A 25848-nucleotide genomic window follows, 5' to 3' on the forward strand; every position below is an offset into this window, starting at 1 on the left:
CTGACGCGACCGCCTCGCGGAGCGCTGTGTCCCACTGGTCCATGCCGACGCCCTCTCACGAAGCGCTGAGGTGAGTGTCGGGTCTTTCGCGGACCTGCTGCACCGCGTTACCCGATCACCGGAGATGGTGCGAAGACGAGATCCGAGCGGGCCGGACACCGCCTCAGGGTCCGCATTCTTCGGGTTCCACCGCTGAGTCGCGAAATGCCCCATGGGACCGGTGATTGGGCCATGCGAATGACGGTATCGCCGGACAGGCGAATGCCAGGCATCCCGGGTGTGACGCAGAGTCGGGCGAGTCTCGGCCTTCCGTGTCGCACCGGCGGTCCCGGGCGAGTCGCGCGAAAGGTCGACCGGCAAGTCAATCTTGCCGTCCCGGGGTGGCCGGGCAATACTCGGCTGGGTCCGATGCCGGACTTGTTCTGCGTCGAAAGGGCATTCACCCGATGACGACCGGCCTGCCCTCGTTCCCCGCCGCCGATGAGAGCCCGCTCGACACCTGTCTCCGGCTCCGCGCGATCGCGCCCGTGGTCGAGGTGGAGTTCCCCGGTGGCGTACCCGCCTACCTCGCGCTGACGACCGCGGCGGTGCGGGAGATCCTCGCCGGTGACAACAAGACCTTCGCCCGGGATCCGCGGCACTGGCCCGCGCTGCACGACGGGTCGATCCCGAAGGACTGGCCGTTGCGCGGCATCGTCGAGGGCGACCACCTGTCGACGAAGGACGGCGCGGACCACCGGCGGCTGCGCGGGCTCGTCGGCAAGGGGTTCACCCCGGCACGGGTCCAGGGCATGCAGGCGCGGATCCAGTGGCTCGTCGACCGGTTGCTGGACGACGTGGTGGCCGCGGGCGACGGGGTCGACTTGGTGCCCTCGTTCACCGAGGCGCTCCCGATGGCGGTGATCTGCGAGCTGTTCGGCGTGCCGGAGCCGGAGCGGGCACGGTTGCGCAGCTGGACGTCCGCGCTGTTGGCGCACACGACGACGCCTGAAGTGGCGTTCGCGACCCAGAACAGCCTCATGGCGTACTTGCGGGAACTGGTGGAGCGCAAGCACCGGCAACCCGGCGACGACCTGACATCCGACCTGGTCCAGGCCCGGGACGAGGGCGACAGGCTCACCACCGACGAACTCGTCGGCGTCCTGTGGCTGATGCTGGTCGCCGGCCACGAGACCACGGTTCACCTGATCGGGCACGCGATCGTGGCGCTGTCCCGGAATCACGACCAACTGCAACTCGCGAAGGCCGGGGACCGGTGGGCGGACGTGGTGGAGGAAACCGTGCGCTACCGCCACTCCGTGATGATGACCAGCTTCCGGTTCGCCCTCCAGGACGTCACCGTCGCGGGCGTGCCGATCCCCGAAGGCAGCGCGGTCGGCGTGTCCTTCCAGGCCGCCGGGGTCGACCCCGCCCAGCACGGCGAGAGCGCGGACCGGTTCGACATCACCCGCGCGCAGACCGGCAACCTCGGGTTCGGGCACGGCCCGCGGTACTGCATCGGCGCGCCGCTGGCCCGGCTGGAGAGCCGACTCGCGCTGGCCTCGCTGTACCGGCGGTTGCCGGACCTCCGGCTCGCGATCGACCCGGACGACATCCCGTACTCGCCGTCGTTCTTCACCATCGGGCCGACGTCGATACCGGTCACCCTCGGCTTGACCCCCTGACCCGGACCACTGGCCGGCATCGTCGGCGAGGGCGTGGCGCCGCCGCGCCGTGAACCCGATCCGCGCGAAGGACGGATAACACTCAGGAAGATCGTCTCCTCCTGGGAGTTGTCTTGAGGTTGAGAATGCTGGGGGCCGGGTTCGGCGTGCTGCTGGGCCTGGTGGTCGCACCGTCGGCGGTGGCGCAGTCGGCGGTGGCGCAGTGGCCGCGGGGCGAGCCGGTTCGGCACGTCACGCTGGTGACCGGTGACCGGGTCGGCGTCGTGGGTGATCAGGTGCGGGAGATCGAGCCCGCGCCGCGGGAACAGCCGTTCGGGTACCGGCGGTTCGTGGACCGCGCCGGTGACCTGCACGTGGTGCCGGACGATGTCGGGCCGATGATCAGCGACGGGCGGTTGGACCCGCGGCTGTTCAACGTCACCGAGCTGCTGCGGGCCGGTTACGACGACGCGACCCGGGCGGATGTGCCGGTGCTCGCGGACGGGCCGTCGGCGCTGCCCAAGGACCGGACCGGGCGGGCGTTGCGAACCATGACCCGGCGGGCCGGGAAGGTGTGGCTGGACGGGTCGGTCCGCGCGGTCCTGGACCGGACGGTGCCCGCCACGGGCGCGCCGCGCGCCTGGGAAGCCGGGCTGACCGGCAAGGGGGTCGAGGTCGCCGTGCTGGACACCGGCTACGACGCCACGCACCCCGACCTGGCGGGCAAGGTGGTGGCCGCGCGGGACTTCACCGACAGCGGCGGCCCCGCCGACGACCACGGGCACGGCACGCACGTCGCCGCCACGATCGCGGGCTCCGGCGGCGAGTTCACGGGTGTGGCTCCCGACGCCCGGCTGCTGGTCGGCAAGGTGCTCGACCGCACCGGGCGCGGGCGCGAGTCACAGCTCATCGCCGGCCTGCGGTGGGCCGTGGAGCAGGGCGCGGACGTGGTCAACGTCAGCATCGGCGGCTACGCCTCCGACGGCACCGACCCGGTCTCGCAGACCGTGGACGAGCTGACCCGGCAGCACGGCACGCTGTTCGTCGTCGCAGCCGGCAACTCCGGGCCGCTCGACCGCACCGTCACCTCGCCGGCGGTGGCTGCCGAGGCGCTGGCGGTGGCGGCGGTGGACGACGCCGGGGCCGTGCCCCCGTTCTCCTCGCGCGGACCGGTGGCCGGGACCGGCGCGACCAAGCCGGACCTCGCCGCGCCGGGCGTGGACGTCGTCGCGGCACGCGCGGCGGGCACGTCGATGGGGCAGCCGCTGGACGCTCGCCACACCCAGTCCTCGGGCACGTCGATGGCCGCGCCGCACGTCGCCGGCGGTGCGGCGCTACTGGCGCAGCAGCACCCCGACTGGCAGGCACGGCAGCTCAAAGCCGCGTTGATGGCGTCGGCGAACCCCACCGCGGCCACACCGGTCACCGCCCAGGGCGCGGGCAAGCTCGACCTGGCCCGGGCGACCGCGACGGCGGTGACGGCCGACCGGGCGAACGTCGGGTTCGGCGACGTGGCGCAGGGCGCGACGGCCGAGCAGACCGTCACCTACCGCAACACCGGCCCGGCGGTGCGGCTGCGGCTGCGCACGGACCTGGGCTCGGTGTCGCCGGACACCCTGACCGTCCCGGCGGGCGGCACGGCGTCGGCGACCGTCTCGTTCCGCGCGGAGGGCACTGGCCCGCGCTCGGGCCGTCTGGTCGCCGAAGGTGGTGACGTGCGGGTGCAGACCTTGCTCGGCGCGAACACACCCCCGCCCGAGCACGACATCACCGTGCGCGCTGTGGACGAGACCGGCCCGGTGCCCGCCACACTCACCTACACCGACCTGGACACGGGCGAGACCGGCTGGGCGACGACGGGCGTCACCGGCCGGTTGCCGAGCGGGCGTTACGCGATCGTCGTCGGCGGCATGGCGGCCCGCGGCCGGTTCATGATCGGCCGGCCGGAGGTGGTGCTGGACAAGGACGTCGAACTGACCGCGGACGTCCGGACGACCACGCCGGTCACCGCCCGCTTCGACCAGCCGGTGCCCGCCGACGGGAACACCACTTCCGGCATGGGCCTGGACCCGATGCCGCAGCTGCCGTCCGGCTTCTTCGGCCTGGCGCTGGGCCGCGCGGGCACGCCGATCCACATGGCCATCGACCCGGTGAAGCCGGAGTACTTCCGGTTCGTCCACGCCGAGTCGCGCTTCGACCTCCCGCTGACCACGACCGTCGCGGGCCGGCCCGTGCAGGCGAACCCGGAGCTGAACGGCCGGTGGCCGGCCGACCCGCGCATCGACACCGAGGCCGTGCACGTCGGGCCCGACTTGTCGGGGCTGGACCTGCGCGGCAAGGTCGCGGTGCTGTCCGCGTCGGCCGACGACCTGCTGCCCCGGCTGGAGGCGCTGGCGCGCGCGGGAGCGGTGATGGCGCTGCACGCCGGGTACGTGCGCGGCGTCGACACCTCCCGGGCGGCGCTCCCCCTGGCCTTCACCCCGACCACCGACGTGATCGACCTGGTGGACGACGGCCCGGTGCCGATCACGGCCCGGTGGGTGGCCGCCGGTCCGCACCAGTACTTCGCCACCCTGCACGGAACCGGCGTGCCGGCCGTGGCGGACCAGGTGGTGCGGCTCGGCGAGATGGCGCATGTGCGCACGAAGGTGCACACGCTGCGGCCCGACCAGGTGGTGTCCACGTCCGCGGCAGCCACTGCGGGTGGCCGGGAAGTCGGCGTGAGCGGCGGGCTCGTCCGGGGCGCGGCGGAGCAGGTTGTCCACCACACACCCGGCGCCTGGCGGCTGTCGCACGTGCCGGTCGGCGCCGAGCAGGCAGTCGGGCCGGTGGTCGACCTGTCCGCCGGGCAGCACGCCGCCGTGGACGTGCTGCGCGCCGCGATCGGGCCTTCGCTGGCGGGCCTGACCGTTCGGGCGCACCGCGAGCGCGACACCGTGACGGTGGACGTGCCGATGCTGTCCGACGCGCGGGGTCAGCACCTGTTCGACTCGCGGGGTGACATCGGCACGACGGTCCACCGGGACGGGCAGGAGGTGCTGCGCGTCCCGGAGCGGACGTTCGCGGAGTTCGCGGCCGTCCCCGATCCGGCCCGCTACCGCGTCGAGTCGTGGCAGCGCGGCGGTGCGGCGGGCGAGTTCTCCACCGACGTGCGTGCGGTGTGGGACTTCCGGTCCCGCCACACCGACGCGCCGACCGCGTTGCCGCTCATGGTGGTCCGGTTCGCGCCGGAGGTCGACCTGGCCAACCGCGCGGCGGGCGGGCCGCTGGGCGTGCCGTTCACCGTCCAGCGCGCCGAGGGCGCCACGCCGTGGCCGGTGTTCCCGCCGACCGCGGAGGTGTCCTACGACGACGGCGCGACGTGGCGGAACGCGGTAGTGCGCGGCGGGCAAGTGCTGCTGGACGCGCCGCGCGCCGGGTACGTGTCGCTGCGGGTCAAGGTGAAGGACTTCAACGGCGCGAGCGTGGAGCAGACGGTCGTGCGGGCGTTCGGACTGCGCTGACCCTGTCGGTCGCCGCCGGCACCCGGCCAGGGTGTCGGCGGCGAGCCGCCCGGGGTGCCGGTCAGCGCCGCATCCGCGGATCGTGAGTGGGGTCGGGGTACATCGGTGGGCAGCCGGCGGTGACGGCTTCCGGGCGCAGCTCGTAGTGCCACGGTTCGTTGCGGTAGATCTGGCACAGGCCGTAGTCGGCACCGTGCTCGGACAGCCACCTCCTGGCCGCGGACCCCCCGATGTCGACGGCTCGCCCCGACACGTGCGCGGACGTGTCGGGAGTCGCCACCCATCGGGCGGCCTCCGCTTCCGATCCGTGCTTCGAGACGGCCTCGTCGAATAGTTGTTCCTGGTATTCCGGGGAACGCCATCCGCCATTCACCAAGAATTCGACCCCGTCCCGCGCGGCGTCGGTCGCGGCTCGCCGCAGGGCGGCCAGGAGATCGGGATCGAGGTTGACCACGGCCGGCGCCCCCTCGTCGAAGACCGTCACCGGGTCGGGGACCGCACCGTGTGCGCGCCGGACGGTCGAGGACATCGGCAATCGGCGACGACGGGTCGCCGTACCTGCGGGTTCGCGGTGACTCATGCCGACAATGAACGCGCTGCGGTGTTGCCGGCGCGTTGACATTTTTCGATATGCCGACGATATGCACCCGCCCGTAGCATCGGAGCATGCGTGTGTTGATCGTCGAAGACGAGCCCTATCTGGCAGAGGCGATCCGCGACGGGCTGCGCTTGGCCGCGATAGCCGCCGACATCGCCGGTGACGGTGACATCGCGCTGGAGCTGTTGGGCATCAACTCCTACGACATCGCCGTCCTCGACCGCGACATTCCGGGGCCTTCCGGTGACGAGGTCGCCGAGACCATCGTCGCATCCGGCAGCGGTATGCCGATCCTGATGCTCACGGCCGCCGACCGGCTCGACGACAAGACCTCGGGGTTCGAGCTCGGGGCCGACGACTACCTCACCAAGCCGTTCGAGCTGCAGGAACTCGTGCTCAGGCTGCGGGCGCTGGACCGCAGGCGCGCGCACAACCGGCCGCCCGTGCGCGAGATCGCGGGGCTGCGGCTGGACCCGTTCCGCCGCGAGGTCTACCGCGACGGCCGGTACGTGGCGCTGACCAGGAAGCAGTTCGCCGTGCTCGAAGTCCTCGTGGCCGCCGAAGGCGGTGTCGTCAGCGCCGAGGAGCTGCTGGAACGGGCATGGGACGTCAACGCCGACCCCTTCACCAACGCCGTGCGCATCACGGTCTCGGCGCTGCGCAAACGCCTCGGCGAACCGTGGGTCATCGCCACCGTGCCCGGCGTGGGCTACCGCATCGACGCCGCGCCCGCCGCCGACCGCGAGGGACGTGGCCGTGGATAGGGAACCGGGTTTGAGCGTCCGCCTCAAACTCACCCTCAGCTACGCCGGGTTCCTGATGCTCGCGGGTGGCTTGCTGCTCGCGGTGGTGTGGGTGTTCCTGCTGCGTTACGTGCCCGAGGTCATCCACCAGCCGGAGCCGCCGGGGACGTGGCGCCCGGGCCCGTCGGTGCCCGACCGCGCCGCCCTGGAGGAAGCCTTCGTCCCGAAGGCGGGCCTGGCGATGGCATGCCTGCTGGTCTTCGGCCTCGCGGGAGGGTGGCTCCTCGCGGGCAGCATGCTCGCGCCCCTGACCCGCATCACCCACGCGACCCGCCTGGCCGCGGAGGGGTCGCTCTCCCACCGCATCCGGTTGGAAGGTCGCGCGGACGAGTTCCGCGAGCTCGCCGACGCCTTCGACACCATGCTGGCGCGGCTGGAAGCGCACGACGCCGAACAGCAGAGGTTCGCCGCCAACGCGTCCCACGAGCTGCGCACCCCGCTGGCGATCACCCAGACGCTCCTCGACGTCGCCCGCAACGACGCCGACCGCGATGCCGACGAACTCGTCGAACGCCTCCACTTCGTCAACTCCCGGGCGATCGACCTGACCGAGGCGCTGCTCGTGCTCAGCCGCGCCAACCAGCGGACGTTCAGCCGGGAACCCGTCGACCTGTCGCTCGCAGCGGAGGAAGCCGCCGAAACGCTCCTGCCGCTCGCGGAGAAGCACGGCCTCACCATCGAGACGTCCGGCGACGTGAGCCCCACCACCGGATCGCACGCGCTGCTGCTGCAGATGACGACGAACCTCGTGCACAACGCGATCGTCCACAACCTGCCCGATCAGGGCACGGTGTGGGTCACGACCGGTGTCGACGCCCGGAAAGCGGTGCTCACCGTCGAGAACACCGGCGCGAAGCTCACGCCGAAGCTGGTGTCGACGTTCACCGAACCGTTCCAGCGCGGCACCCGGCGCGTGCGCACCGACCACGCGGGTGTCGGGCTCGGCCTGGCCATCGTCAAGAGCATCGTCCAAGCCCACGACGGCACCCTCACCCTCACGCCCCGGGCCGACGGGGGGCTCCGCATCACCGTGCGGCTGCCGCTCGCACCACCGCACCCCGGCAAGTGACGCCGCCCGCCGGCGCTCACCACGACCTCGGCCCGCAGACGGGGAAGTCGAAGTAGTCGTCGGGGTACGGTTCGTCGTTCAACGTGTAGTGCCACCACTCGTACTCGTACGCGCGGAAGCCGCAGGACTCCATGATCGACCGCAGGAGCCTGCGGTTCCGCGCCTCGACCCGCCTGATGCCGGACGCACCGTGGTGCGAGACCGGGTCCATCAAGTCGTGGTCGCCACCCATGGCGGCCAGCTCACCGGTGGCCAGGTGGTAGAGCGTCAAGTCGACCGTGCTGCCCCGGCTGTGCCCCGACCTGGCGGCCACGTACCCCTTCTCGAACATCTCGGCGCGGTCGATGTTCGGGTAGTGGCGCAGCTTCCTCCGACCGTCCTCGGGCTGTCGCGACCAGCGCAGGAAGCAGTCCACGGCGCGTTGCGGGCGGTAGCCGTCCCAGACGAGCAAGCCGAAGCCGACGGCCGCGGCCTTGTCCCGCGCGCTCTCCAACGCCTCGCACAACGCCCTCGTGCCGACGATCCGGTTCACCGCGTAGCCGTCCACCGGCTTGCCGGTGAAGTTGTCCCAGGTGGCGTACTTGGCGTCCCACCGGATGCCGGGCGCGGCCTCGTCCAGGAAAACGAAGTCCTCGATCATCGGGCCTTCCCGGTCACGGCCAAGGAGACCACCCGGTCGATCACGTCGCCGAGCGACAACCCGGCGGCGGCCATCATCCGCGGGTACCGGCTGTACGAGGTCAGGCCGGGCAGGGTGTTGACCTCGTTGAGGACGACCGAGCCGTCATCGGTCAAGAACATGTCGACGCGCGCCAGCCCTCGGCAGCCCAGTGCCCGGTACACGGCCTTCGCGGTCTCCTGGACGAGCGAGCGCGACTCGGCCGGGATGTCGGCGGGGACGATCGCGATCGAGTTCTCGGACCCGCTCTCCGGCTCGCTCTCCTGGTGGATCCGGAAGAAGCCGTGCGTCAGCGCGATGTGGTCCACCTCCCCGACGACCAGCTCCCCGTCGTCGCCCAGGATCGCGCAGCCGATCTCGCGGCCGACGACGGCCTGTTCGATCAACACCTTCGAGTCGTACCGCGACGCCGTTTCCACCGCGTTCGCCAGGTCTTGCGCCCGGTTCACCTTGCCGACCCCGAACGACGACCCCGAACGGGCCGGTTTCACGAAGACGGGATAGGTCAGGTCCTCGGGTTCGACGTGCTCGTCCGCCGTCACGACCCGGAAGTCCGGCGTGGCGATCCCGGCGTTGCGCGCGACGAGGTAGGTGAGGGACTTGTCCATGCACAGGGCGGAGCTCTGGACGTCGCAGCCGGCGTAGGGGATGCCGGACAGCTCCAGCAGGCCCTGGATCGCACCGTCCTCGCCGAGCTTGCCGTGCAGCACGGGCAGGACCACGTCCAGGTCGATCGTCTTGTACTGCCCCTCGTCCAGCACGAGCAGTCCGCGGGCGCCGCGGTCGGGCGACAGCACGACCGGGTGGCCGCGGTCCTCCCACTCCCCGTCCGGACCGTCGCAGAGCCGCCAGGCGCCGTTCTGCGTGATCCCGATGTAGTACGGTTGGTACTTCTCGGTGTCGAGGTGCTTCGCCACCTCGCGGGCGGACTTGACGGAAACGGGGTGCTCCTCGGAGCGGCCGCCGAACACAATGCCGATTCTCATATCCAGTGCTGCTTTCTGCGGTCGAAGTCGCGACAGTTGGCGATGGAGTTCTCGACGGTGTCGCGCAGGGCGTGGTCGGTGTAGTAGGCGGTGTGCGGGCTGATGATCACGTTCGGCATCTGCTGCAACCGCACGAGCTGCGCGCTGGGCACGGACCGGTTGCGGCAGTCGGCGTAGAAGATCCCTTCCTCGCCTTCGAGGACGTCGAGCGCCGCACCGCCCACCCTGCCCCGCTCCAACGCCGAGATGAGGGCCTCGGTGTCGATGAGCGCACCCCGTCCGGTGTTGATGATGATCGCGCCGGGCTTCAGCTGCTCGATGCGTCGACGGTCCAACAGGTGGTGGGTGGTCGCGTCGAGTGGCGTGTGGAGCGTGACGATGTCGCTCTGCTGCAACAGCTCGTCGAGGGGGACGTAGTCGGCGGAGCTCCTGGGGCGGATGTCGTAGGCCAGCTTCTGGCAGCCGAAACCCCACAGCCGATCGATGACCGCGGAACCGATGCGGCCGGTGCCGACCACCCCGACGGTCAGGTCGCGCAGCTCTTTCCCGCGCACGTCGTTCAGCCGGTAGTCGTGGGCGTCCGCGCGCCTGATGGTGGACTTCACGTCCCGGATCGCCATCAGCATCAGCATCACCGCGTAGTCGGCCACGCTGTCGGGCGAGTAGGCGACGTTCTCCACGGAGATGCCGAGGCTCTTCGCGTAGTCCACGTCGATGTGGTTGTAGCCGATGCTCCTCGTGGAGATGTACGAGACGCCGGCCCGGCTCAGCGCGCGAAGGGTGGAGTTCGTGATGCGTGCTTTGTGGCCGACGCTGACGCAGCGGTGCCCGGAGGCCAGTTCGACGGTGGCCTCGGACACCGCGGCCTCGGTGATGGTCGGCACGACGCCGAAACGGGGTGCGATCTCCCGGAACAGGACGGCCTCGTCCGGCTCGCACCCGTACACCGTGATCCCCGTTGTCGGTCCGGCCGACGGGGGTACCGGCGATCGGGTGCGGCGGACCGAGGTCCGTGCCGCTTCGCTGTCGAACATGCGACCAGTCAAGACGGCGCGGTGTTGCCGGCACGTATGCGGTTCTCGATATGCCGGCGATATGTTACCGACCAGTAGGCCGTCAGCGGGGCGCGCAGGCGTCGGCGATCGCCGCGGTGTCCCAGTAGAACGGGCGCACTTCGGTGATGCGGCCGTCCTCGACGGTGATCGTCTGCAGGATCGGGAAGTCGATCGCGCGGCCGGTGGCGCGAGCACGAGCGCGTACCCGGGTCAGCACGACGAGCGGGCTGGTGTCGGTCAGGAAGGTCTGGTCGACCATCTCGAAGACGTCCCACGTGCGGTGCATGGCCAAGAAGAACCTCTCGATGCCTTCATGCCCCTGCCAGATCCCGCCGTACGGCAGGGCCGCGGCCTGGTGCAGCACCACGTCCGGGGAGAAGAACGGTGCCAGAGGGGTGAACGACGCGCCGCCCGGCCCGCCTGCGGCGAGGTACTCCGCTTCCGCCTCGTACATGCCTTCGAGCACGGAGACAGCAGCTGTCGTCGATGACTCGGTCATGACGACCACTGTTGATCGTGACACCGGGGTGTGCCGGCGGGAATCCGTCGCCGCTGCCACGGATGGCCGGAAAATCGCCTGCGACGCGAGGTGCCCGTCGGTACGGTCGGGTCCCGTGACCGAGGAATGGCTGGACGTCAACCGCGCGAACTGGGACGACCGGGCGCGCGTGCACGCCGTCAGCGAGTTCTACGACCTGGCGGGGTTCCGGGCGGGTTCGTCGTCACTGCGGCCGTTCGAGGTGGCGGAGGTCGGTGACGTCACCGGCCGGACCTTGCTGCACCTGCAGTGCCACATGGGTGACGACACCCTGTCGTGGGCGCGGCGGGGCGCGCGGGTGACCGGGCTGGACTTCTCCCCCACCGCCGTCGAGACCGCGCGGGAGCTGGCCGCGGACACCGGCCTGGCCGACCGCGCCCGGTTCGTCGTGTCGGACGTCTACTCCGCGCGCGAAGCGCTGTCCGGTGAGCGCTTCGACGTCGTCTACACCGGCATCGGCGCGCTCGTGTGGCTGCCCGACCTCACCCGGTGGGCGCGGGTCGTGGCCGACCTGCTCGTGGACGGCGGGTTCCTCTACCTCGCCGAGTTCCACCCGCTGGCCGAACTGCTGGGCGAGGACGGGCGCACGCTGCGGCACGACTACTTCCACACCGACGCGCAGACCTGGGACGAGCCGCACACCTACACCGACGGCCCTCAGCTGACCAGCACCCGTTCCGTGCAGTGGCAGCACCCGCTGGGCGAGGTCGTCACCGCGCTGGCCGCGGCGGGCCTGCACCTGGACTTCCTGCGCGAGCACGAGCACACGCTGTTCCGCCGCTACCCGGTGCTGGAGTCGACCGGCACCGGCGAGTACCGGTTCCCGCCCGGTCACCCGCGCCTGCCGCAGATGTACTCCCTGCGCGCGACGAAGCCCGGCGGGCCGGGCTGACCACCGGGCTCGTCAGTCGACCGGCCAGGCGTGGAAGTAGTAGCCGTCCTGCCACGAGTGGGCGAGGTCGCGGTAGACGCACCCGCCGGTCAGGTGGCCGGCGGCCTGGAACCCCGCCTCGGAGGTCTCGCACTGCGCCAACGTCGGGTACGGACCGATCCACGCCGGCTCGGTGGCGTCGGCCGCACCGGCGGCACCCGTCATCAGCGCGGCGGAAATCCCGAGAACACCCACAAGTCTCCGCATCCGACCAGCACACCGCCCGTCGGCCGGAGGCACAAGCCGCCGTTGTGGGCAGCCCCGGCGGGACGAACGGTGGCGCGCTCGTCGGCGCCGGCCGTGCTTGTTAGCGGTCACTGTTGCGGTTCGAGGTAGTCGTTGACATTGGGAGCGACGCACATCACACTCCGGATGTTAGCGCTAACACAGTCGCGACGTAGCGAGGACCGCATGCTGCGCTTTGCCCGTCAGAGACCGAAGTTCCGACGACTGGCCGCGGGCGTGGCCGTGGCGCTGTGCTGGTCGACGGTGGCCGTACCGCAGTCGGCCGCGGCGGCGGAGGACGTCACGGACGGGCTCGTGCTGCGTTACGACCTGGACCAGACCTCGGGCTCGGTCGTCGTGGACAGCTCCGGCAACGGACGGGACGGCACCCTGGCCGGCGGCACGTGGTCCGGTGCCGGGGGCCTCGGGCTCGACGGCGTGGACGACCACGTCAAGATCCCGAACAACGTCATCGCCGGGTTGTCCTCGATCACCGTGTCGGTGGACGTGCTGGTCGATCCCGCGCAGGCCACGCCGTACTTCATCTGGGGCCTGGGCAACCCGGCGACCTCGTCGACGGGCAACGGTTACCTGTTCGCCGGCGGCGACGCGTTCCGGGCGGCCGCGTCGAAGACCAACTGGTCCGGCGAGCAGGTGACCGCGCGGTCCTCCGGCGGCAGGCTCGAACGGGGTGCGTGGAAGTCGGTGACCTACACCCAGACCGGCACGACCGGCACCCTGTACGAGGACGGGGTCGCCGTCGGGCGCAACACCGCGGTGACCGTCCAGCCCGGACAGATCGGCAACGGCACGACCACCGTCAACGTGCTCGGCGAGTCGAACTACGCCGCCGACAACACCCTGCGCGGCAAGGTCAAGAACTTCCGGATCTACAACCGGGCGCTCACCGACGCCGAGGTCGCCACCATCGCGCTCGGTGACGCCGAACGGGTGCGGCACGACGCCGCCGACCTCGCGCTCGGCGACCTGTCCGCCGTGACCGCCGACCTGGCGCTGCCCGGCAAGGCGGCGTACGGCTCGACCGTCACCTGGGCGTCCGACAACCCGGCCGTGATCGCGGCCGACGGCAAGGTCACGCGGCCCGCGCCGGACGCCGAACCCGTGGCGGTCACCCTCACCGCGACGCTGTCCCGGGGCGACTCGACCACGCAGAAGGCCTTCCGCGCCACCGTGCCGCCCCTGCCGGGCGACCGGTCCAGGGCGGAGGAGGCCGCGTCGGCGCTGAACGTGGTGCACGCCGATGACGTGCGCGGACACCTCACCCTGCCCACCACGGGCCTGAACAACGCCTCCGTGACGTGGTCGTCGTCCGCGCCCTCCGTCGTCGCGCCGGACGGGGTCGTGACGCGGCCCGCCAACGACGCGGGCGACACGGCGGTCCGCCTCACCGCGACCGTCACCGCGGGCACCGCGACGGTCACCCGGACGTTCGACCTGACCGTGCGCCGGCTGCCCAAGGCTGAGCCGTACGCGGGCTACGCGTTCGCGTACTTCACCGGCAACTCGGTCGCCGGAGAGAAGATCTACTTCGCCGCCAGCCGCGGCAACAACGCCCTGCAGTGGGACGAGCTCAACAACGGCGCTCCCGTGCTGACGTCCACCAAGGGCACGCAGGGCCTGCGCGACCCGTTCCTGATCCGCTCCCCCGAGGGCGACCGGTTCTTCCTGATCGCCACCGACCTGTCCATCGGCCGGGACGGCAACTGGGACCGGGCGCAGCGCCAGGGCAGCCTGTACCTGGAGGTGTGGGAGTCGACGGACCTGATCACCTGGTCCGAGCAGCGGCACGTGAAGATCTCCCCGCCCACCGCGGGCAACACGTGGGCCCCGGAGGCCTACTGGGACGACACCACCAAGCAGTACGTGGTGTTCTGGGCGTCCAAGCTGTACGCGGAGAACGACCCGCAGCACACCGGCAACACCTACAACCGGATGCTCTACGCCACCACGCGCGACTTCACGACGTTCAGCGAGCCGAAGATCTGGCAGGACCGCGGGTCGTCGCGGATCGACTCCACGGTGATCAAGGACGACGGGCTCTACTACCGGTTCACCAAGGACGAGGGCGCGGGCGGCACCGGCTGCTCGGACATCATCCAGGAGAAGGCGACCTCGCTGACCGCGGTCGACCTGCCCGGCGCGCCCGCGTGGGCGTTCCAGCAGGGCTGCATCGGCCGGGACGCGGGCACGTCCGCGGTCGAGGGCCCGACGGTGTTCAAGGCCAACCCGGGCGACAAGTCCGGCTATCCGTACTACCTGTTCGTCGACGAGTACGGCGGCCGCGGCTACATCCCGCTCGGCACGACGAGCCTCGACGCGCCCCAGTGGCGCGTACCGCCCGCGTTCGACCTGCCCGCCGGCCCCCGGCACGGCACGGTCGTCCCGGTCACCGCGGCCGAGCACACCGCGCTGCTGAAGGCGCTGGGCGGCCCCGTGCCGCCGGAGCCGGTCAAGCGCGACGCCAACGGACTGGTCGCCCACTACCCCCTTGACCAGACCAGCGGCACCCAGGCGACCGACACGTCCGGCAACGGCCACCACGGCACCCTGTCCGGGGACACCTCCTGGGCGGACGGCGCGTTGCGGCTGGGTGGCGGCAACGGTCACGTGCGACTGCCGGACGACATCATGGCCGGGCTGGACGAGATCACCGTGTCGCTGGACGTGGACATCGACCCGGGCCAGGCGACGCCGTACTTCATCTGGGGCCTGGGGAACTCGTCCGGCTCGGCGGGCGACGGGTACCTGTTCACCACCGGTGACGACTACCGGTCGTCCATCTCGACGGGCAACTGGACCGGTGAGCAGACCGTCACCTCCGGGTCGGCGGTGCCGCGCGGCGGCTGGCGGAACCTGACCTACACGCTGGACCGGTCCGACACCGCCAAGGTCTACCTCGACGGCGTGCTGGTCGGCACCAGGACCGGGGTCACCGTCGACCCGGGCGACATCGGCGGCGGCCGCACGACCGCCAACTACCTCGGCCGGTCGCTGTACTCCGCCGACAAGTACCTCAAGGGCCAGGTGCGCGACTTCTCCCTGTACGCCAAGGCGCTCTCGGCCGAGGAGGTGGCGACGCTGAGCGGCAACACCACCGGGATCATCGGGGTCCGGCTGGACAGCCTGAAGGTCGACCCGCGGATCGACCCCGCCGCCGGCACCGTCGTGCTGCCGGTGCGCCCCGGCACCGGCCTGAAGGCCCTCGCGCCGCAGTTCGTCGTGGCGTCGGGCTCGACGGTCGCCCCGACCGGTCCGCGGGACTACTCGAAGCCGGTCACGGTGACGGTCACCGCGAAGGACGGCACGGCCCGGCAGTGGGCCGTGCGGGCGGTGCCGATGCGCTCGCCCGTGCTGCCCGGCTTCAACGCCGACCCGAACGTCGTGCGGTTCGGCGACACGTACTACATCTACGCCACGACCGACGGGTTCCCCGGTTGGAGCAGCTCGTCGTTCAAGGTGTGGTCGTCGAAGAACCTGGTCGACTGGACCGAGCACGGCACGATCCTCGACCTGGGCCCGGACGTGTCGTGGGCGGAGTCGCGGGCGTGGGCCCCGACCGCGATCGAGAAGGACGGCAAGTACTACTTCTACTTCTCCGCCGACCAGAACATCGGCGTGGCGGTGGCCGACTCGCCCCTCGGGCCGTTCACCGAGCCGCTCGGCAGGCCGCTGGTGGACAAGGCCGACTACGGCAACGCCCAGCAGATCGACCCGGCGGTGTTCACCGACGACGACGGGCGCAGCTACCTGTTGTGGGGCAACGGCACACCGCACGTCGCCCAGCTCAACCCGGACATGGTGTCGCTGGACAAGAGCACCGAGAAGACCCCGAGCGGGCTGAAGGACTTCCGCGAGGGCCTGTTCCTGAACAAGCGGGCCGGCGTGTACTACCTGTCGTGGTCGATCGACGACACCCGCAGTGAGAACTACCGGGTCGGCTACGCCACCGGCCCGAGCCCGACCGGGCCGTGGACCTCGCGCGGCGAGATCCTCACCAAGGACACCGGCAACGGCATCCTCGGCACCGGCCACCACTCGATCGTCCAGGTGCCCGGCACCGACGACTGGTACATCGCCTACCACCGGTTCGCCATCCCGGGCGGCGACGGCACGCACCGCGAGACCACCATCGACCGGCTGCACTTCGAGGCCGACGGTTCGATCCGCAAGGTCGTGCCGACGTTGGAGAGCGTCGAGCCGCTGACCTACACCGGCGGCCCGATCACCACGGCGGTGAGCCTCGGCACGGTCACGCTGACCGGCGGCCCGGGTGTGGCGGCCATCGAGCACCGGGTCGACGGTGGCGCGTGGACCAAGTACCAGGGCCCGATCACGGTCGGCAAGGGCCGTCACACGGTCGAGTACCGCGCCCAGGGCGTCAACCTCATCTGGAGCGAGGTCCGGGCGCTGGCGGTCGAGCCGTTGACCTACCCGCAGGCCAAGGCGGAGATCGCGCGGTTCGAGCGGGCGGGCCGGATCACCCCGATCGTGGCGCTGCTCGCCCAACTGCACCTGACCCTGGCCGAGACCGCGCTGGTGGCGGGCCTGCCCCAGGTCGCTTCGCCCGCCCTGGACAACCTCGACCGGCTGTCGAAGCACGTGCGCGACGAGGAGGTGCGGGCCAGGCTGCGGACCATCGCGGCGGAGCTGAAGTACCAGATCTGAGCGCCGAGGTACCGGCAGGCTGACCGGAGACGGCCCCCGAATCCTCGCTTCGGGGGCTGGCTGCAGCCTGTTCGTGGGAACGTGCACAGTGTTTTTTGGCCTGTTTGTGCAGTGCATCCAACCGAGATCGCCGTATTTACAGGCGTGATGCGGCGAGATACTGTGCACGTTCACAGTCCGCACCCGACTGCCTCACCTCCGCCACCGTCCGCCGCCGTGGGAAGAAGCACAACTCCGACGAACGGAACTCCGCATGCACAGATCAACGTTGATACGTGCGCTGCTGGTCACGACGTCCTCGGTCCTCGTCGCAGGGGCCGTGGCGTACCCGAGCGCGGGAGCCGCGCCCGGCGCCCCGCAGGTCGAGAGGCTGGATCGCGGCCTCATCAGCGTCCACACCGGTACCGGCAACTTCCTCAGCTGGAGGTTGTCGGTCGGCGACGCGCCGGGTACGGCCTTCAACGTCTACCGCGACGGCACGAAGGTGACGTCCAGCCCCATCACCCGGACGAACTTCCAGGACCGCGGTGCGTCCGCGACCAGCACCTACGCGATCCGCCCGGTGGTGAACGGCGTCGAGCAGCCGGGCACCGCCTCGGCGGAGCGGTCGCTGGGGATGTCGGCCCGGAGCGAGGCGGGCCTGGGCGTCACCGCCGCCACCAGGGACGTGCCGTTGCAGGTCCCGGCCGGTGGTTCGACGCCGTCGGGCAGCTTCACCTACGAGGCCAACGACGGCAGCGTCGGCGACCTGGACGGCGACGGGCAGTACGAGATCGTGCTGAAGTGGCAGCCCACCAACGCCAAGGACAACTCGCAGTCCGGCTACACGGGCAACACGATCCTCGACGCCTACGAGCTGGACGGCACCCGGCTGTGGCGCATCGACCTGGGCCGCAACATCCGCTCGGGCGCGCATTACACGCAGTTCCAGGTGTTCGACTACGACGGTGACGGCAGGGCCGAGGTGGCCGTGAAGACCGCCGACGGGACCCGTTCCGGCACCGGCCAGGTGATCGGCAACGCGAGCGCCGACTACCGCAACTCCAGCGGGTACGTGCTGTCCGGCCCGGAGTTCCTGACCGTCTTCCGCGGCAGTGACGGCGCGATCCTCGACACCGAGAACTACGTGCCGGCGCGCGGCAACGTCTCGGACTGGGGCGACAACTACGGCAACCGCGCGGACCGGTTCCTGGCGGCGACGGCCTATGTGGACGGTTCGCGGCCGAGCATCATCATGGCGCGCGGCTACTACACCCGCGCGGTGGTCGTGGCGTGGGACTTCCGCAACGGTCAGCTGACCCGGCGGTGGACCTACGACTCCGGCGGTGGCGGTGCGTACGGGCAGGGCAACCACAACCTGTCGGTCGCCGACGTGGACGCGGACGGCCGCGACGAGATCGTCTACGGCTCGGCGACCATCGACGACAACGGTGCGTTGATGTACAGCACCGGCCTGGGTCACGGTGACGCGCTGCACGTCGGCGACCTCGCGCCGAGCAGGCCCGGTCTCGAGGTGTTCACCGTCCACGAGTGGACCAGCTCGCCGGCGATGGACGTGCACGACGCGCGCACCGGCCAGTTCCTCTACCGCGCGCCGTCGTGCGGCTGCGACACCGGTCGCGGGGTGGCCGCGGACGTGTGGGCGGGCAGCCCCGGCGCGGAGATCTGGTCGTCGTCGGTCGCCGGGTTGCGCAGCGCCGCCAACGGCAACCAGGTCGCGTCCCGCAAGCCGGGTTCGCAGAACTTCGTGATCTGGTGGGACGGCGACGCCCAGCGCGAGCTGCTGGACGGCACGCAGATCTCCAAGTACGGCACCGGCGGTGACACCGTCCTGCTGACCGGGTCCGGGGTGGTGTCCAACAACGGCACCAAGTCCACCCCGGTGCTCCAGGCCGACATCCTCGGCGACTGGCGGGAAGAGGTCATCTGGCGCACCGGCGACAACCGGGCGCTGCGGATCTACTCGACCACCGACCCGACGAGCATCAGCCGCCCGTCGCTGATGCAGGACCGCCAGTACCGCCTGGCGGTCGCCTGGCAGAACACCGCCTACAACCAGCCGCCCCACGCGAGCTTCGCCACGCCGTAGCCGGGCGCACGACCTTCCCGCCGGTCGCTCGGGGCCGGCACGACCGCCCGGTGCGAGGCCGGGGCTGAGGCACGTGGTGCCGTCGGTCTCCCGACAGGGCGACGGCACCACGTGCCCGACCCGTCCCGGTGACATCGCGCCGGGCGACGGTTGCCCGGGGACGCTCCGGGTACACACCGCGGACGGGAACGCGGCCACGCGGAGGGCGGAATGTGCCGGTTGTTCGGCCTGACGGCCGCACCGAGGCGGGTGCGGGCCACGTTCTGGCTGCTGGAAGCCCCGGACAGCCTGTCGGAGCAGAGCAGGCGCGAGCCCGACGGCACGGGGCTGGGCGTGTTCGCCGAGGACGGCACGCCGCAGGTGGACAAGCAGCCGCTGGCGGCCTACCAGGACCAGCGGTTCGCCCAGGAGGCCAAGCGGCGTGACTCCACGACGTTCCTCGCGCACATCCGCTACGCCTCCACCGGTGGCCTCGACCCGCGCAACACTCACCCGTTCGAGCAGCACGGCCGGTTGTTCGCGCACAACGGGGTGATCGGGGACCTGCCGGCGCTGGAGGCCGAGCTGGGGCGGTACCGCGACCTCGTCGCCGGGGACACCGACTCGGAGCGGTTCTTCGCGCTGGTCACCCGGCACGTGGACGCCTGTTCCGGCGACATCGGCGCGGGCATCGTCGCGGCCGCGCGATGGGTGGCCGACCACCTGCCGGTGTACGCGCTCAACCTGGTGCTGACCACGCCGGACGAGCTGTGGGCGTTGCGCTACCCCGACACGCACGACCTGTACGTCCTCGAACGCGCGGCGGGCGGTCCGCACGGCGGGCGGCACCTGGACCACGCCAGCACGGCGGGGCGGGTCCGGGCGCGCGCGGGTGCGTTGTCCGACTGCCCGGCGGTCGTGGTGGCCAGCGAGCGGATGGACGAGGACCCCGGTTGGCAGGAGCTGCGTCCCGGCGAGCTGCTGCACGTCGACAACCGGTTGCACGTCACGCGGCGCACGGCGGTCGACGGCCCACCGCGTCACCGGTTGACCCTGGACCAGCTCGACGCCCACGCGGCGGCGTCCCAGACGGGCAGCTGACCGACTCCTCCCCCGAAAGGCCCGACCGTGCCCCTCGACCACCCCTCCGACGCGAACGACACCGGCCGGCGCGACGTCGCGGTCAACCCGGTCCTGGGCGAGCCGGTGCGGATACCGCGCAACCGGCTCGCCGAGGACGGGGTGGACGCCGACACCGCCTACCAGGTCGTGCACGACGAGCTGATGCTCGACGGCAACGCCCGGCTGAACCTGGCCACGTTCGTGACCACCTGGATGGAGCCGACGGCACGGGTGCTGATGGCCGAGTGCGCCGACAAGAACATGATCGACAAGGACGAGTACCCGCGCACGGCCGACCTGGAGCAGCGTTGCGTCCGCATCCTGGCCGACCTGTGGCACGCGGCCGACCCCGACCACGCCACCGGTTGCTCCACCACCGGTTCCAGCGAGGCGTGCATGCTCGCCGGGCTGGCCCTGAAGCGGCGCTGGCAGCACCGCCGCCGCGCCGAGGGCGCGCCCACCGACCGACCCAACCTCGTGATGGGCGTCAACGTGCAGGTCTGCTGGGAGAAGTTCGCCGACTACTGGGACGTCGAAGCACGCCTGGTTCCGATGGAGGGCGACCGCTTCCACCTCTCCGCCGAGGAAGCGGTGCGGCGCTGCGACGAGAACACCATCGGCGTGGTCGCGGTGCTTGGGTCCACGTTCGACGGCAGCTACGAGCCCGTCGCCGACATCTGCGCGGCGCTCGACCGCTTGCACGCCGAGCTCGGCTGGGACGTCCCCGTGCACGTCGACGGCGCGTCCGGCGCGATGATCGCCCCCTTCTGCGACCCGGAGCTGGAGTGGGACTTCCGCTGCCCAGGGTCGCTTCGATCAACACCTCCGGTCACAAGTACGGCTTGGTGTACCCCGGCGTCGGTTGGGTGGTGTGGCGCGACGCCGACGCGTTGCCCGAGGACCTGGTCTTCAAGGTCAACTACCTCGGTGGCGAGATGCCGACGTTCGCGCTGAACTTCTCCCGGCCCGGCGCGCAGGTCGTCGCCCAGTACTACAACTTCCTGCGGCTGGGGTACGACGGCTACCGGCGCGTGCAGCGGTACTGCCGCGACGTCGCCGCCGACCTCGCCGGCCGCATCGCGGGCCTCGGCGCGTTCCGGCTGCTCACCGACGGGCGGCAGCTGCCGGTGTTCGCCTTCACCCTGGCCGACGGCGAGACCGGTTACTCGGTCTACGACGTCTCCGCCGCGTTGCGCGAGCAGGGTTGGCTGGTCCCGGCCTACACCTTCCCCGCGCACCGGGAGGACCTGGCCGTGCTGCGGGTCGTGGTCCGCAACGGCTTCAGCCACGACCTGGCCGACCTGCTGCTCGACGCCCTCCGCCGCGCCCTCCCCCGGCTGCGCGCGCAGGGCGGACCGCGACGCGGCCAGGAGTCGGCGTCGTTCTCCCACGGCGCCGACACCGCCCGCACCCACCACCAGCCCGCTCACTGAACTCGCCGACGAGCTCGGCGGGACACCGCAGTCCCTCGGCCGGAAGCTGCGACTGGCGCAGCGCCCGAAGACGCGGACAGCCCGATGGATCGGATCGAGCATCCGAGTCCCCGTGAACCCGCGTCCCGGGTGGTCGGCAGCCGTCCCGACGTCGACCGGCTGCCGACCGTCCCGCGGGCTCACCGCGGCCCGGGAGCACTAGACGTTCTTGCGCTGCCACTGCTGGTTGGTGCCACCGCCGCAGGTCCACTGGACGAGCTTCGCGCCGTCGTTCGTCCCGGCGTCGAGCACGTCCAGGCACTTGCCGCTGTGCCGCGCGACCAGCCGCACGTACCCACCACCGGCGTCCTCGGACCGCCACCGCTGGTTCGCGCCGGAACCACAGGTCCACTGGACCACGCGCACGCCGTCGCCGGTGGCCGAGTCGCCGCCGTACACGTCCAGGCACTTCCCGCTGCCCACGTTGACGACGTTGTAGTAGCCGCCGCCCACCTCGCGGAACCGCCAGCGCTGGTTGGCCTAGGCGGTGTCCTGTAAGCCGGTGATCAGGGCGTCTGGTAGGTCTGGTGCATGGTGGGCCGTGGTGAACTGACCGATCGGGCGTGGGCGGCGATCGAGCCGCTGTTACCGGTGTCCGGGCGTGGCCGCCGGTGGCGCGATCACCGGCAGGTGATCAACGCGATCCTGTGGAAGCTGCGTACCGGCGCACCATGGCGCGACCTGCCCGAACGCTACGGGCCCTGGAAGACCGCCCACGAACGGCTGCGGACCTGGACCGCGGACGGCACCTGGCAGCGAATCCTCGATCGGGTGATCGTCAAGGACGACTCCGTCGGCGAGCTGGAGTGGATCGTCAGCGTCGACTCCAGTGTCGTCCGGGCCCACCAGCACGCCGCCGGGGCCCGGAAAAAGGGGGATGCGCCGCCGGGATCGAGGCCCTCGCCGTCGACGGGGAAGGCCTCGGCCGGTCCCGGGGCGGACTGACCACCAAGATCCACCTCGCGGTCGACGGACGCGGCCTGCCGATGCGCATCCTGATCACACCCGGCCAGGCCGGGGACAACCCGCAACTGCTGCCGCTGCTGGACGGCATCCGCGTCGCCCGCGTCGGGCCGGGACACCCCCGCGTCCGACCCGACGCGGTCATCGCGGACAAGGCCTACTCGCACAAGTCGACCAGACAGGCACTACGAACCCGCCGCATCGCGTTCACCTGCCCGGAACGCACCGACCAGATCGCCCACCGCGCGGCCCTGGGCTCACGCGGCGGGCGGCCACCGGCCTTCGACACCGAACGCTACAAGCAGCGCAACGTGGTCGAACGCTGCTTCAACCGGCTCAAGCAGTTCCGCGGCCTGGCCACCCGCTACGCCAAACGAGCCGCCTACTACCAAGCCGAACTCACCATCGCCGCCATCATCCTCTGGCTGCGATAACGAATTACAGGACACGACCTAGCCGTTGGAGCCCCACTGCACCACGTCCGCGCCGTCGGCGGTCGACGCGTTGAACACGTCGGCGAGCTTGCCGCTGTGCCGGGCGGTCAGCGTCTGATCGGTCGGCGTCGGCACGGTGCCCTGCGTGGTGAGCCGGTACAGCCCGGAACCGTGCGAGGGCAGTGAGCGGGAAAGGGTGCCGCTGACCGTGCCGAGGCTCGCACCCGACCACAGGTCGGTGACCGTCGCGGAACTCATCCCGAGGTCCGCGAGCGGGACCGAGACGTTCGCCGTCCCGCCACCCCGGTTGAACAGCGCGACGTACTTGTCGGTGCCGCTGGGCGCGTCGGCGGTCCACACCGTGCCCGTGCCGCTGTAGAGCTGCCGGTTGCTCCGGCTGTGCTGGTCCACGGCCAGCACGGCGGCGTTGTTCATCAGCGCCAGCTCGGACGCCCGGTTCTGCGTCAGGTCACCGCCCCACATCATCGGCGACCGGGTGATCGACCACAGGGTCATCAGCGTGCGCTGCTCGTCGGCGGTCAGGTTCGAGTAGCGCGGCGACCCGACCGGCCCCTGCTGGGACAGCCGCCCGATCGGGATCATGTCCGGGTCCGGCCACGCACCCACCGCGCGGTACGGCGTCCACGCGTGCAACCGCTCGAACAAGGCATCCAGCGCACCCCAGTTGTCCCACAGGTCGTTCACGACCCGCCACGTGCGAGCCGTTGGCGGTCGACGTCGGTCCGGGCGACAGGCTGGGCACCATCGGCCGACCGCTGCGCTGGATCGCCAGCTTGTAGCCCTCGACCTCGGCCTGCCGGTAGGTCGGCGCGGCGATGTCGTCCACCTTGACGTAGTCCACACCCCACGAGGCCAACAGCTTGAACTGGGCGTCCAGGTACGCCTGGGCGCATGGGTTGGCCATGTCCAGGCCCCAGTTGAGGTTCAGCCGCGCCGCGGTCGTGCTGTTCTCGATCTCGTTGGCCCGGCAGTTCGTGCCCGGCACCGGGAGGTTGTCGGCCACCACCTGGCGCGGGATCCCCCGCATCAGGTGCACGCCGAACTTCAGCCCCGCGGTGTGGATGTAGTCGGCCAGCGGCTTGAACCCGTTCGTGCCCGTGCACCGGCTCAGCTCCGCGTGGAGCGCCCCGGCCGTCGCGTCGGTCTTCACCGTGCCGAACGCGACCGTGTTGGCGTTGCAGATCAGCACTTCGATGCGGACGTGGACCGGGTCGGCGACCTGACCGTCGTCGCAGAGGTCGGCCTGCTGCGCCTCGGCGGAACCGCCCGCTTCCTCGATGTCGCGGACCACCTCGTCGGCCGTGTTCTCGCGGTAGTTCACTACCACGTGGTACCCGCGCCGCCCCAGTTCCCGGGTCGCCGCGACTCGGTGCGGCACTCGACGTCCTCGAACGGCACCGCGAGCCGCAGGCCGACGAAGCGCCCCAGCAACCCCGGTCAGGGCCAGGCGCGATCTTTGTTCTCGCACGGGAAATCCGTCCTTGCGTGGTCATGCCGGTCCCCTGTCGCTCGCGAACTGGTCTTCGGTCGCCGGACGGCTGCGCCGCTGCCCGTCGGAATGTCCTCAGTGGACGATCCGCGCGTCCGGTTCCTCGGCCTCGCTCGCGGGTGCCGCCGCGGGGCGCATCCGCGACGCGACGACCAGCGTGACCACGACGACCACGGCCATGGCGAGGAAGACATCGGAGTACGCGGCGCCCTCGTGCCCGTTGTAGAACGGGTTGACGGCGGTGGAACCGCTTTGCTCCCGCGCCGACACCAGGACGCCGAACACGGCCGGGCCGGTGCCCGCGCCCAGGAACTGGACGCCCTGCAGGATGCCGAGGCCGACACCGACCTGCTCGCCGGGCAGTTCGCCCGCCGCCGCACCGATCAGGGTCGTCATCACCAGGATGAAACCGATGCTGAGCCCGAGGATGCCGACACCGGCGGGTATCGGCGAGGAAACGCCGGTGAAGGTGGACAGGAACAGCGAGAACAGCCAGATGAGGGACAGCCCGGTGAGCACCAGCGGCCGCGCGCCGGCGCGGTCGGCGAGTCGGCCGATCAGCGGCGAGAGCGCAGCGACGGCGGCCCCGGCCGGGATCATCACCAACGCGCCTTCACCGGGGGCGAGGCCGTTCACCTCCACCACCAGCAGCGAGACGAACACCAGGCCGCCGAGGTTGACGGTCATGGCCAGGAACGCGACCAGGACACTGGTGCGGTAGACGCGGTTCTTGAACAGCGCGGGCGGGACGAACGGCTGGTCGACGCGGGCGGTGCGCCACCCGAACAGGACCAGCGCCACGACCGCGGCCAGCAGGCTGCCCCAGGCCGACGGGGCGGGGAAGCCGGAGACCTGCGCCTGGGTCATGCCGAACAGGACGAGGCCCGCGCCGAGGCCGAGGAGGATGCCGCCGGGGACGTCGATCCGGCCGCCGCCCACCGGCGTGTCGTCCGGGAGCAAGCGCAGCGCGGCCGGGACCAGCACCAGCGAGATCACCAGCATGATCCAGAAGAGCGAGGGCCAGCCGAGCAGCTGACCGACCCCGCCGCCCACCGCCGGACCGGCCGCCGTGCCGATCCCCGCACCCGCGGAGACCACACCGATACCGACACCGCGCCTCTTGGTCGGCAGCAGGCGGGTGACGGCGATGATCGAGAGCACCGGGATGGCGGCGGCTCCGATGCCTGTGATGATCCGTCCCGCCACCAGCACGGACAGGCTCGGGGCAAGCGCGCAGACCAAGCTTCCGGCGGCGTAGACGAGCAGCGCGAAGACGAACAGGCGCCGCAGGCTCATCCGGTCGGAGACGCGCCCGTAGAGCGGGATGCCGACCGAGAACACCAGCAGGAAGCCGGTGACCACCCACGCGAGTTCCGCCTCGGTGGCGTCGAACTCGGCCCCGATGGCCGGCAGCATCAGGTTGACCATGTCGCTGGCGGTGACCGTGACCAGGATCGCGGCCATCAGCAACGCCAGGCGCGCCCCGGCCCGCTCGGTCGTTGTCGACGGTGAAGTCATGCGAGACGTCCTTCGCGTTTCTTACTGCAATCACTATGGTTACAT

The 25848-nt window shown here is 71.2% G+C and carries 19 protein-coding genes and 2 pseudogenes; 12 read left to right on the plus strand and 9 right to left on the minus strand.

The features are described from left to right. The first annotated feature begins 446 nt into the window (after positions 1-446). The gene (locus LZG04_RS21390) at positions 447-1664 is read left to right on the plus strand and encodes a cytochrome P450 (protein WP_233819551.1); all 1218 of its coding nucleotides are present in this window, start codon (positions 447-449) and stop codon (positions 1662-1664) included. A 113-nt stretch (positions 1665-1777) separates the two neighbouring features. Further along, positions 1778-5146: a S8 family serine peptidase gene (locus tag LZG04_RS21395; RefSeq protein WP_233819552.1), complete on the plus strand. Its 3369-nt coding sequence runs from the start codon at positions 1778-1780 to the stop codon at positions 5144-5146. 61 nt (positions 5147-5207) lie between these two features. Here LZG04_RS21395 and LZG04_RS21400 read toward each other — a convergent pair whose 3' ends face one another. Then, positions 5208-5675, minus strand: coding sequence for a M15 family metallopeptidase (locus LZG04_RS21400; protein WP_233819553.1), 468 nt, complete (start codon positions 5673-5675; stop codon positions 5208-5210). 137 nt (positions 5676-5812) lie between these two features. On the opposite strand from LZG04_RS21400, the gene LZG04_RS21405 reads away from it, so the two are divergent. Together LZG04_RS21405 and LZG04_RS21410 are read left to right on the plus strand one after the other, a co-directional pair. After that, positions 5813-6508, plus strand: coding sequence for a response regulator transcription factor (locus LZG04_RS21405; RefSeq protein ID WP_233819554.1), 696 nt, complete (start codon positions 5813-5815; stop codon positions 6506-6508). Continuing rightward, positions 6501-7616 carry a HAMP domain-containing sensor histidine kinase gene (locus tag LZG04_RS21410; RefSeq protein ID WP_233819555.1) on the plus strand — a complete coding sequence of 372 codons (1116 nt, stop codon included), beginning with the start codon at positions 6501-6503 and terminating at the stop codon, positions 7614-7616. The genes LZG04_RS21405 and LZG04_RS21410 overlap by 8 nt, the downstream gene beginning before the upstream one ends. A 16-nt stretch (positions 7617-7632) precedes the next feature. Here the strand turns inward: LZG04_RS21410 and vanX are convergent, their stop codons facing one another. The 4 genes from vanX to LZG04_RS21430 form a co-directional block, all read right to left on the minus strand. Next, complete coding sequence (vanX, locus tag LZG04_RS21415; RefSeq protein ID WP_233819556.1) at positions 7633-8256, minus strand: D-Ala-D-Ala dipeptidase VanX; 624 nt, start codon at positions 8254-8256, stop codon at positions 7633-7635. Then, complete coding sequence (gene vanA, locus LZG04_RS21420) at positions 8253-9281, minus strand: D-alanine--(R)-lactate ligase (protein WP_233819557.1); 1029 nt, start codon at positions 9279-9281, stop codon at positions 8253-8255. The genes vanX and vanA overlap by 4 nt, the downstream gene beginning before the upstream one ends. Further along, positions 9278-10315 carry a D-lactate dehydrogenase VanH gene (gene vanH, locus LZG04_RS21425; protein WP_374202844.1) on the minus strand — a complete coding sequence of 346 codons (1038 nt, stop codon included), beginning with the start codon at positions 10313-10315 and terminating at the stop codon, positions 9278-9280. Before vanH ends, vanA begins: the two co-directional genes overlap by 4 nt. 82 nt (positions 10316-10397) lie before the next feature. Then, positions 10398-10835: a nuclear transport factor 2 family protein gene (locus LZG04_RS21430; RefSeq protein ID WP_233819559.1), complete on the minus strand. Its 438-nt coding sequence runs from the start codon at positions 10833-10835 to the stop codon at positions 10398-10400. Between the two features lie 115 nt (positions 10836-10950). On the opposite strand from LZG04_RS21430, the gene LZG04_RS21435 reads away from it, so the two are divergent. After that, positions 10951-11766 (plus strand): bifunctional 2-polyprenyl-6-hydroxyphenol methylase/3-demethylubiquinol 3-O-methyltransferase UbiG, encoded by an 816-nt coding sequence (locus tag LZG04_RS21435; protein WP_233819561.1) that lies wholly within the window; start codon positions 10951-10953, stop codon positions 11764-11766. A gap of 12 nt (positions 11767-11778) precedes the next feature. On the opposite strand, the gene LZG04_RS21440 is transcribed toward LZG04_RS21435, so the two are convergent. Further along, entirely contained in the window at positions 11779-12012 is a 234-nt protein-coding gene (locus LZG04_RS21440; protein ID WP_233819562.1) for a hypothetical protein, read from the minus strand. 204 nt (positions 12013-12216) lie between these two features. On the opposite strand from LZG04_RS21440, the gene LZG04_RS21445 reads away from it, so the two are divergent. From LZG04_RS21445 to LZG04_RS21460, 4 genes and pseudogenes are all read left to right on the plus strand, one after another. After that, complete coding sequence (locus LZG04_RS21445) at positions 12217-16716, plus strand: family 43 glycosylhydrolase (protein WP_233819563.1); 4500 nt, start codon at positions 12217-12219, stop codon at positions 16714-16716. A 253-nt stretch (positions 16717-16969) separates the two neighbouring features. Beyond that, entirely contained in the window at positions 16970-18805 is a 1836-nt protein-coding gene (locus LZG04_RS21450; RefSeq protein WP_233819564.1) for a rhamnogalacturonan lyase, read from the plus strand. Positions 18806-19015: 210 nt separating this feature from the next. Continuing rightward, entirely contained in the window at positions 19016-19885 is an 870-nt protein-coding gene (locus LZG04_RS21455) for a class II glutamine amidotransferase (protein WP_233819565.1), read from the plus strand. A 27-nt stretch (positions 19886-19912) separates the two neighbouring features. After that, a pseudogene (locus tag LZG04_RS21460) lies at positions 19913-21339 on the plus strand (glutamate decarboxylase). Positions 21340-21537: 198 nt separating this feature from the next. On the opposite strand, the pseudogene LZG04_RS21465 reads toward LZG04_RS21460, so the two are convergent. Continuing rightward, positions 21538-21846, minus strand: a pseudogene (locus tag LZG04_RS21465) (RICIN domain-containing protein); the annotation flags it as partial. Between the two features lie 63 nt (positions 21847-21909). Between LZG04_RS21465 and LZG04_RS21470 the strand changes: the two are divergent. After that, positions 21910-22775 (plus strand): IS5 family transposase gene (locus LZG04_RS21470; RefSeq protein WP_374202845.1). Its coding sequence is split into 2 segments (ribosomal slippage): positions 21910-22278 and positions 22281-22775, totalling 864 coding nucleotides; the frame shifts between segments, so codons are not numbered across the junction. 18 nt (positions 22776-22793) lie between these two features. Here LZG04_RS21470 and LZG04_RS21475 read toward each other — a convergent pair. Continuing rightward, a complete protein-coding gene (locus LZG04_RS21475; RefSeq protein ID WP_308199217.1) occupies positions 22794-23639 on the minus strand; it encodes a hypothetical protein in 846 nt (281 codons plus the stop codon). Positions 23640-23698: 59 nt separating this feature from the next. Between LZG04_RS21475 and LZG04_RS21480 the strand changes: the two genes are divergently transcribed. Together LZG04_RS21480 and LZG04_RS21485 are read left to right on the plus strand one after the other, a co-directional pair. Next, entirely contained in the window at positions 23699-23863 is a 165-nt protein-coding gene (locus LZG04_RS21480) for a hypothetical protein (protein WP_233819568.1), read from the plus strand. A 12-nt stretch (positions 23864-23875) separates the two neighbouring features. Continuing rightward, positions 23876-24019: a hypothetical protein gene (locus LZG04_RS21485; RefSeq protein WP_233819570.1), complete on the plus strand. Its 144-nt coding sequence runs from the start codon at positions 23876-23878 to the stop codon at positions 24017-24019. A 341-nt stretch (positions 24020-24360) separates the two neighbouring features. On the opposite strand, the gene LZG04_RS21490 is transcribed toward LZG04_RS21485, so the two are convergent. Beyond that, positions 24361-25803 carry an MFS transporter gene (locus LZG04_RS21490; protein ID WP_233819572.1) on the minus strand — a complete coding sequence of 481 codons (1443 nt, stop codon included), beginning with the start codon at positions 25801-25803 and terminating at the stop codon, positions 24361-24363. Between the last annotated feature and the right edge of the window lie 45 nt (positions 25804-25848).

Source organism: Saccharothrix sp. S26 (genome assembly GCF_021390395.1).
GTDB lineage: Bacteria > Actinomycetota > Actinomycetes > Mycobacteriales > Pseudonocardiaceae > Actinosynnema.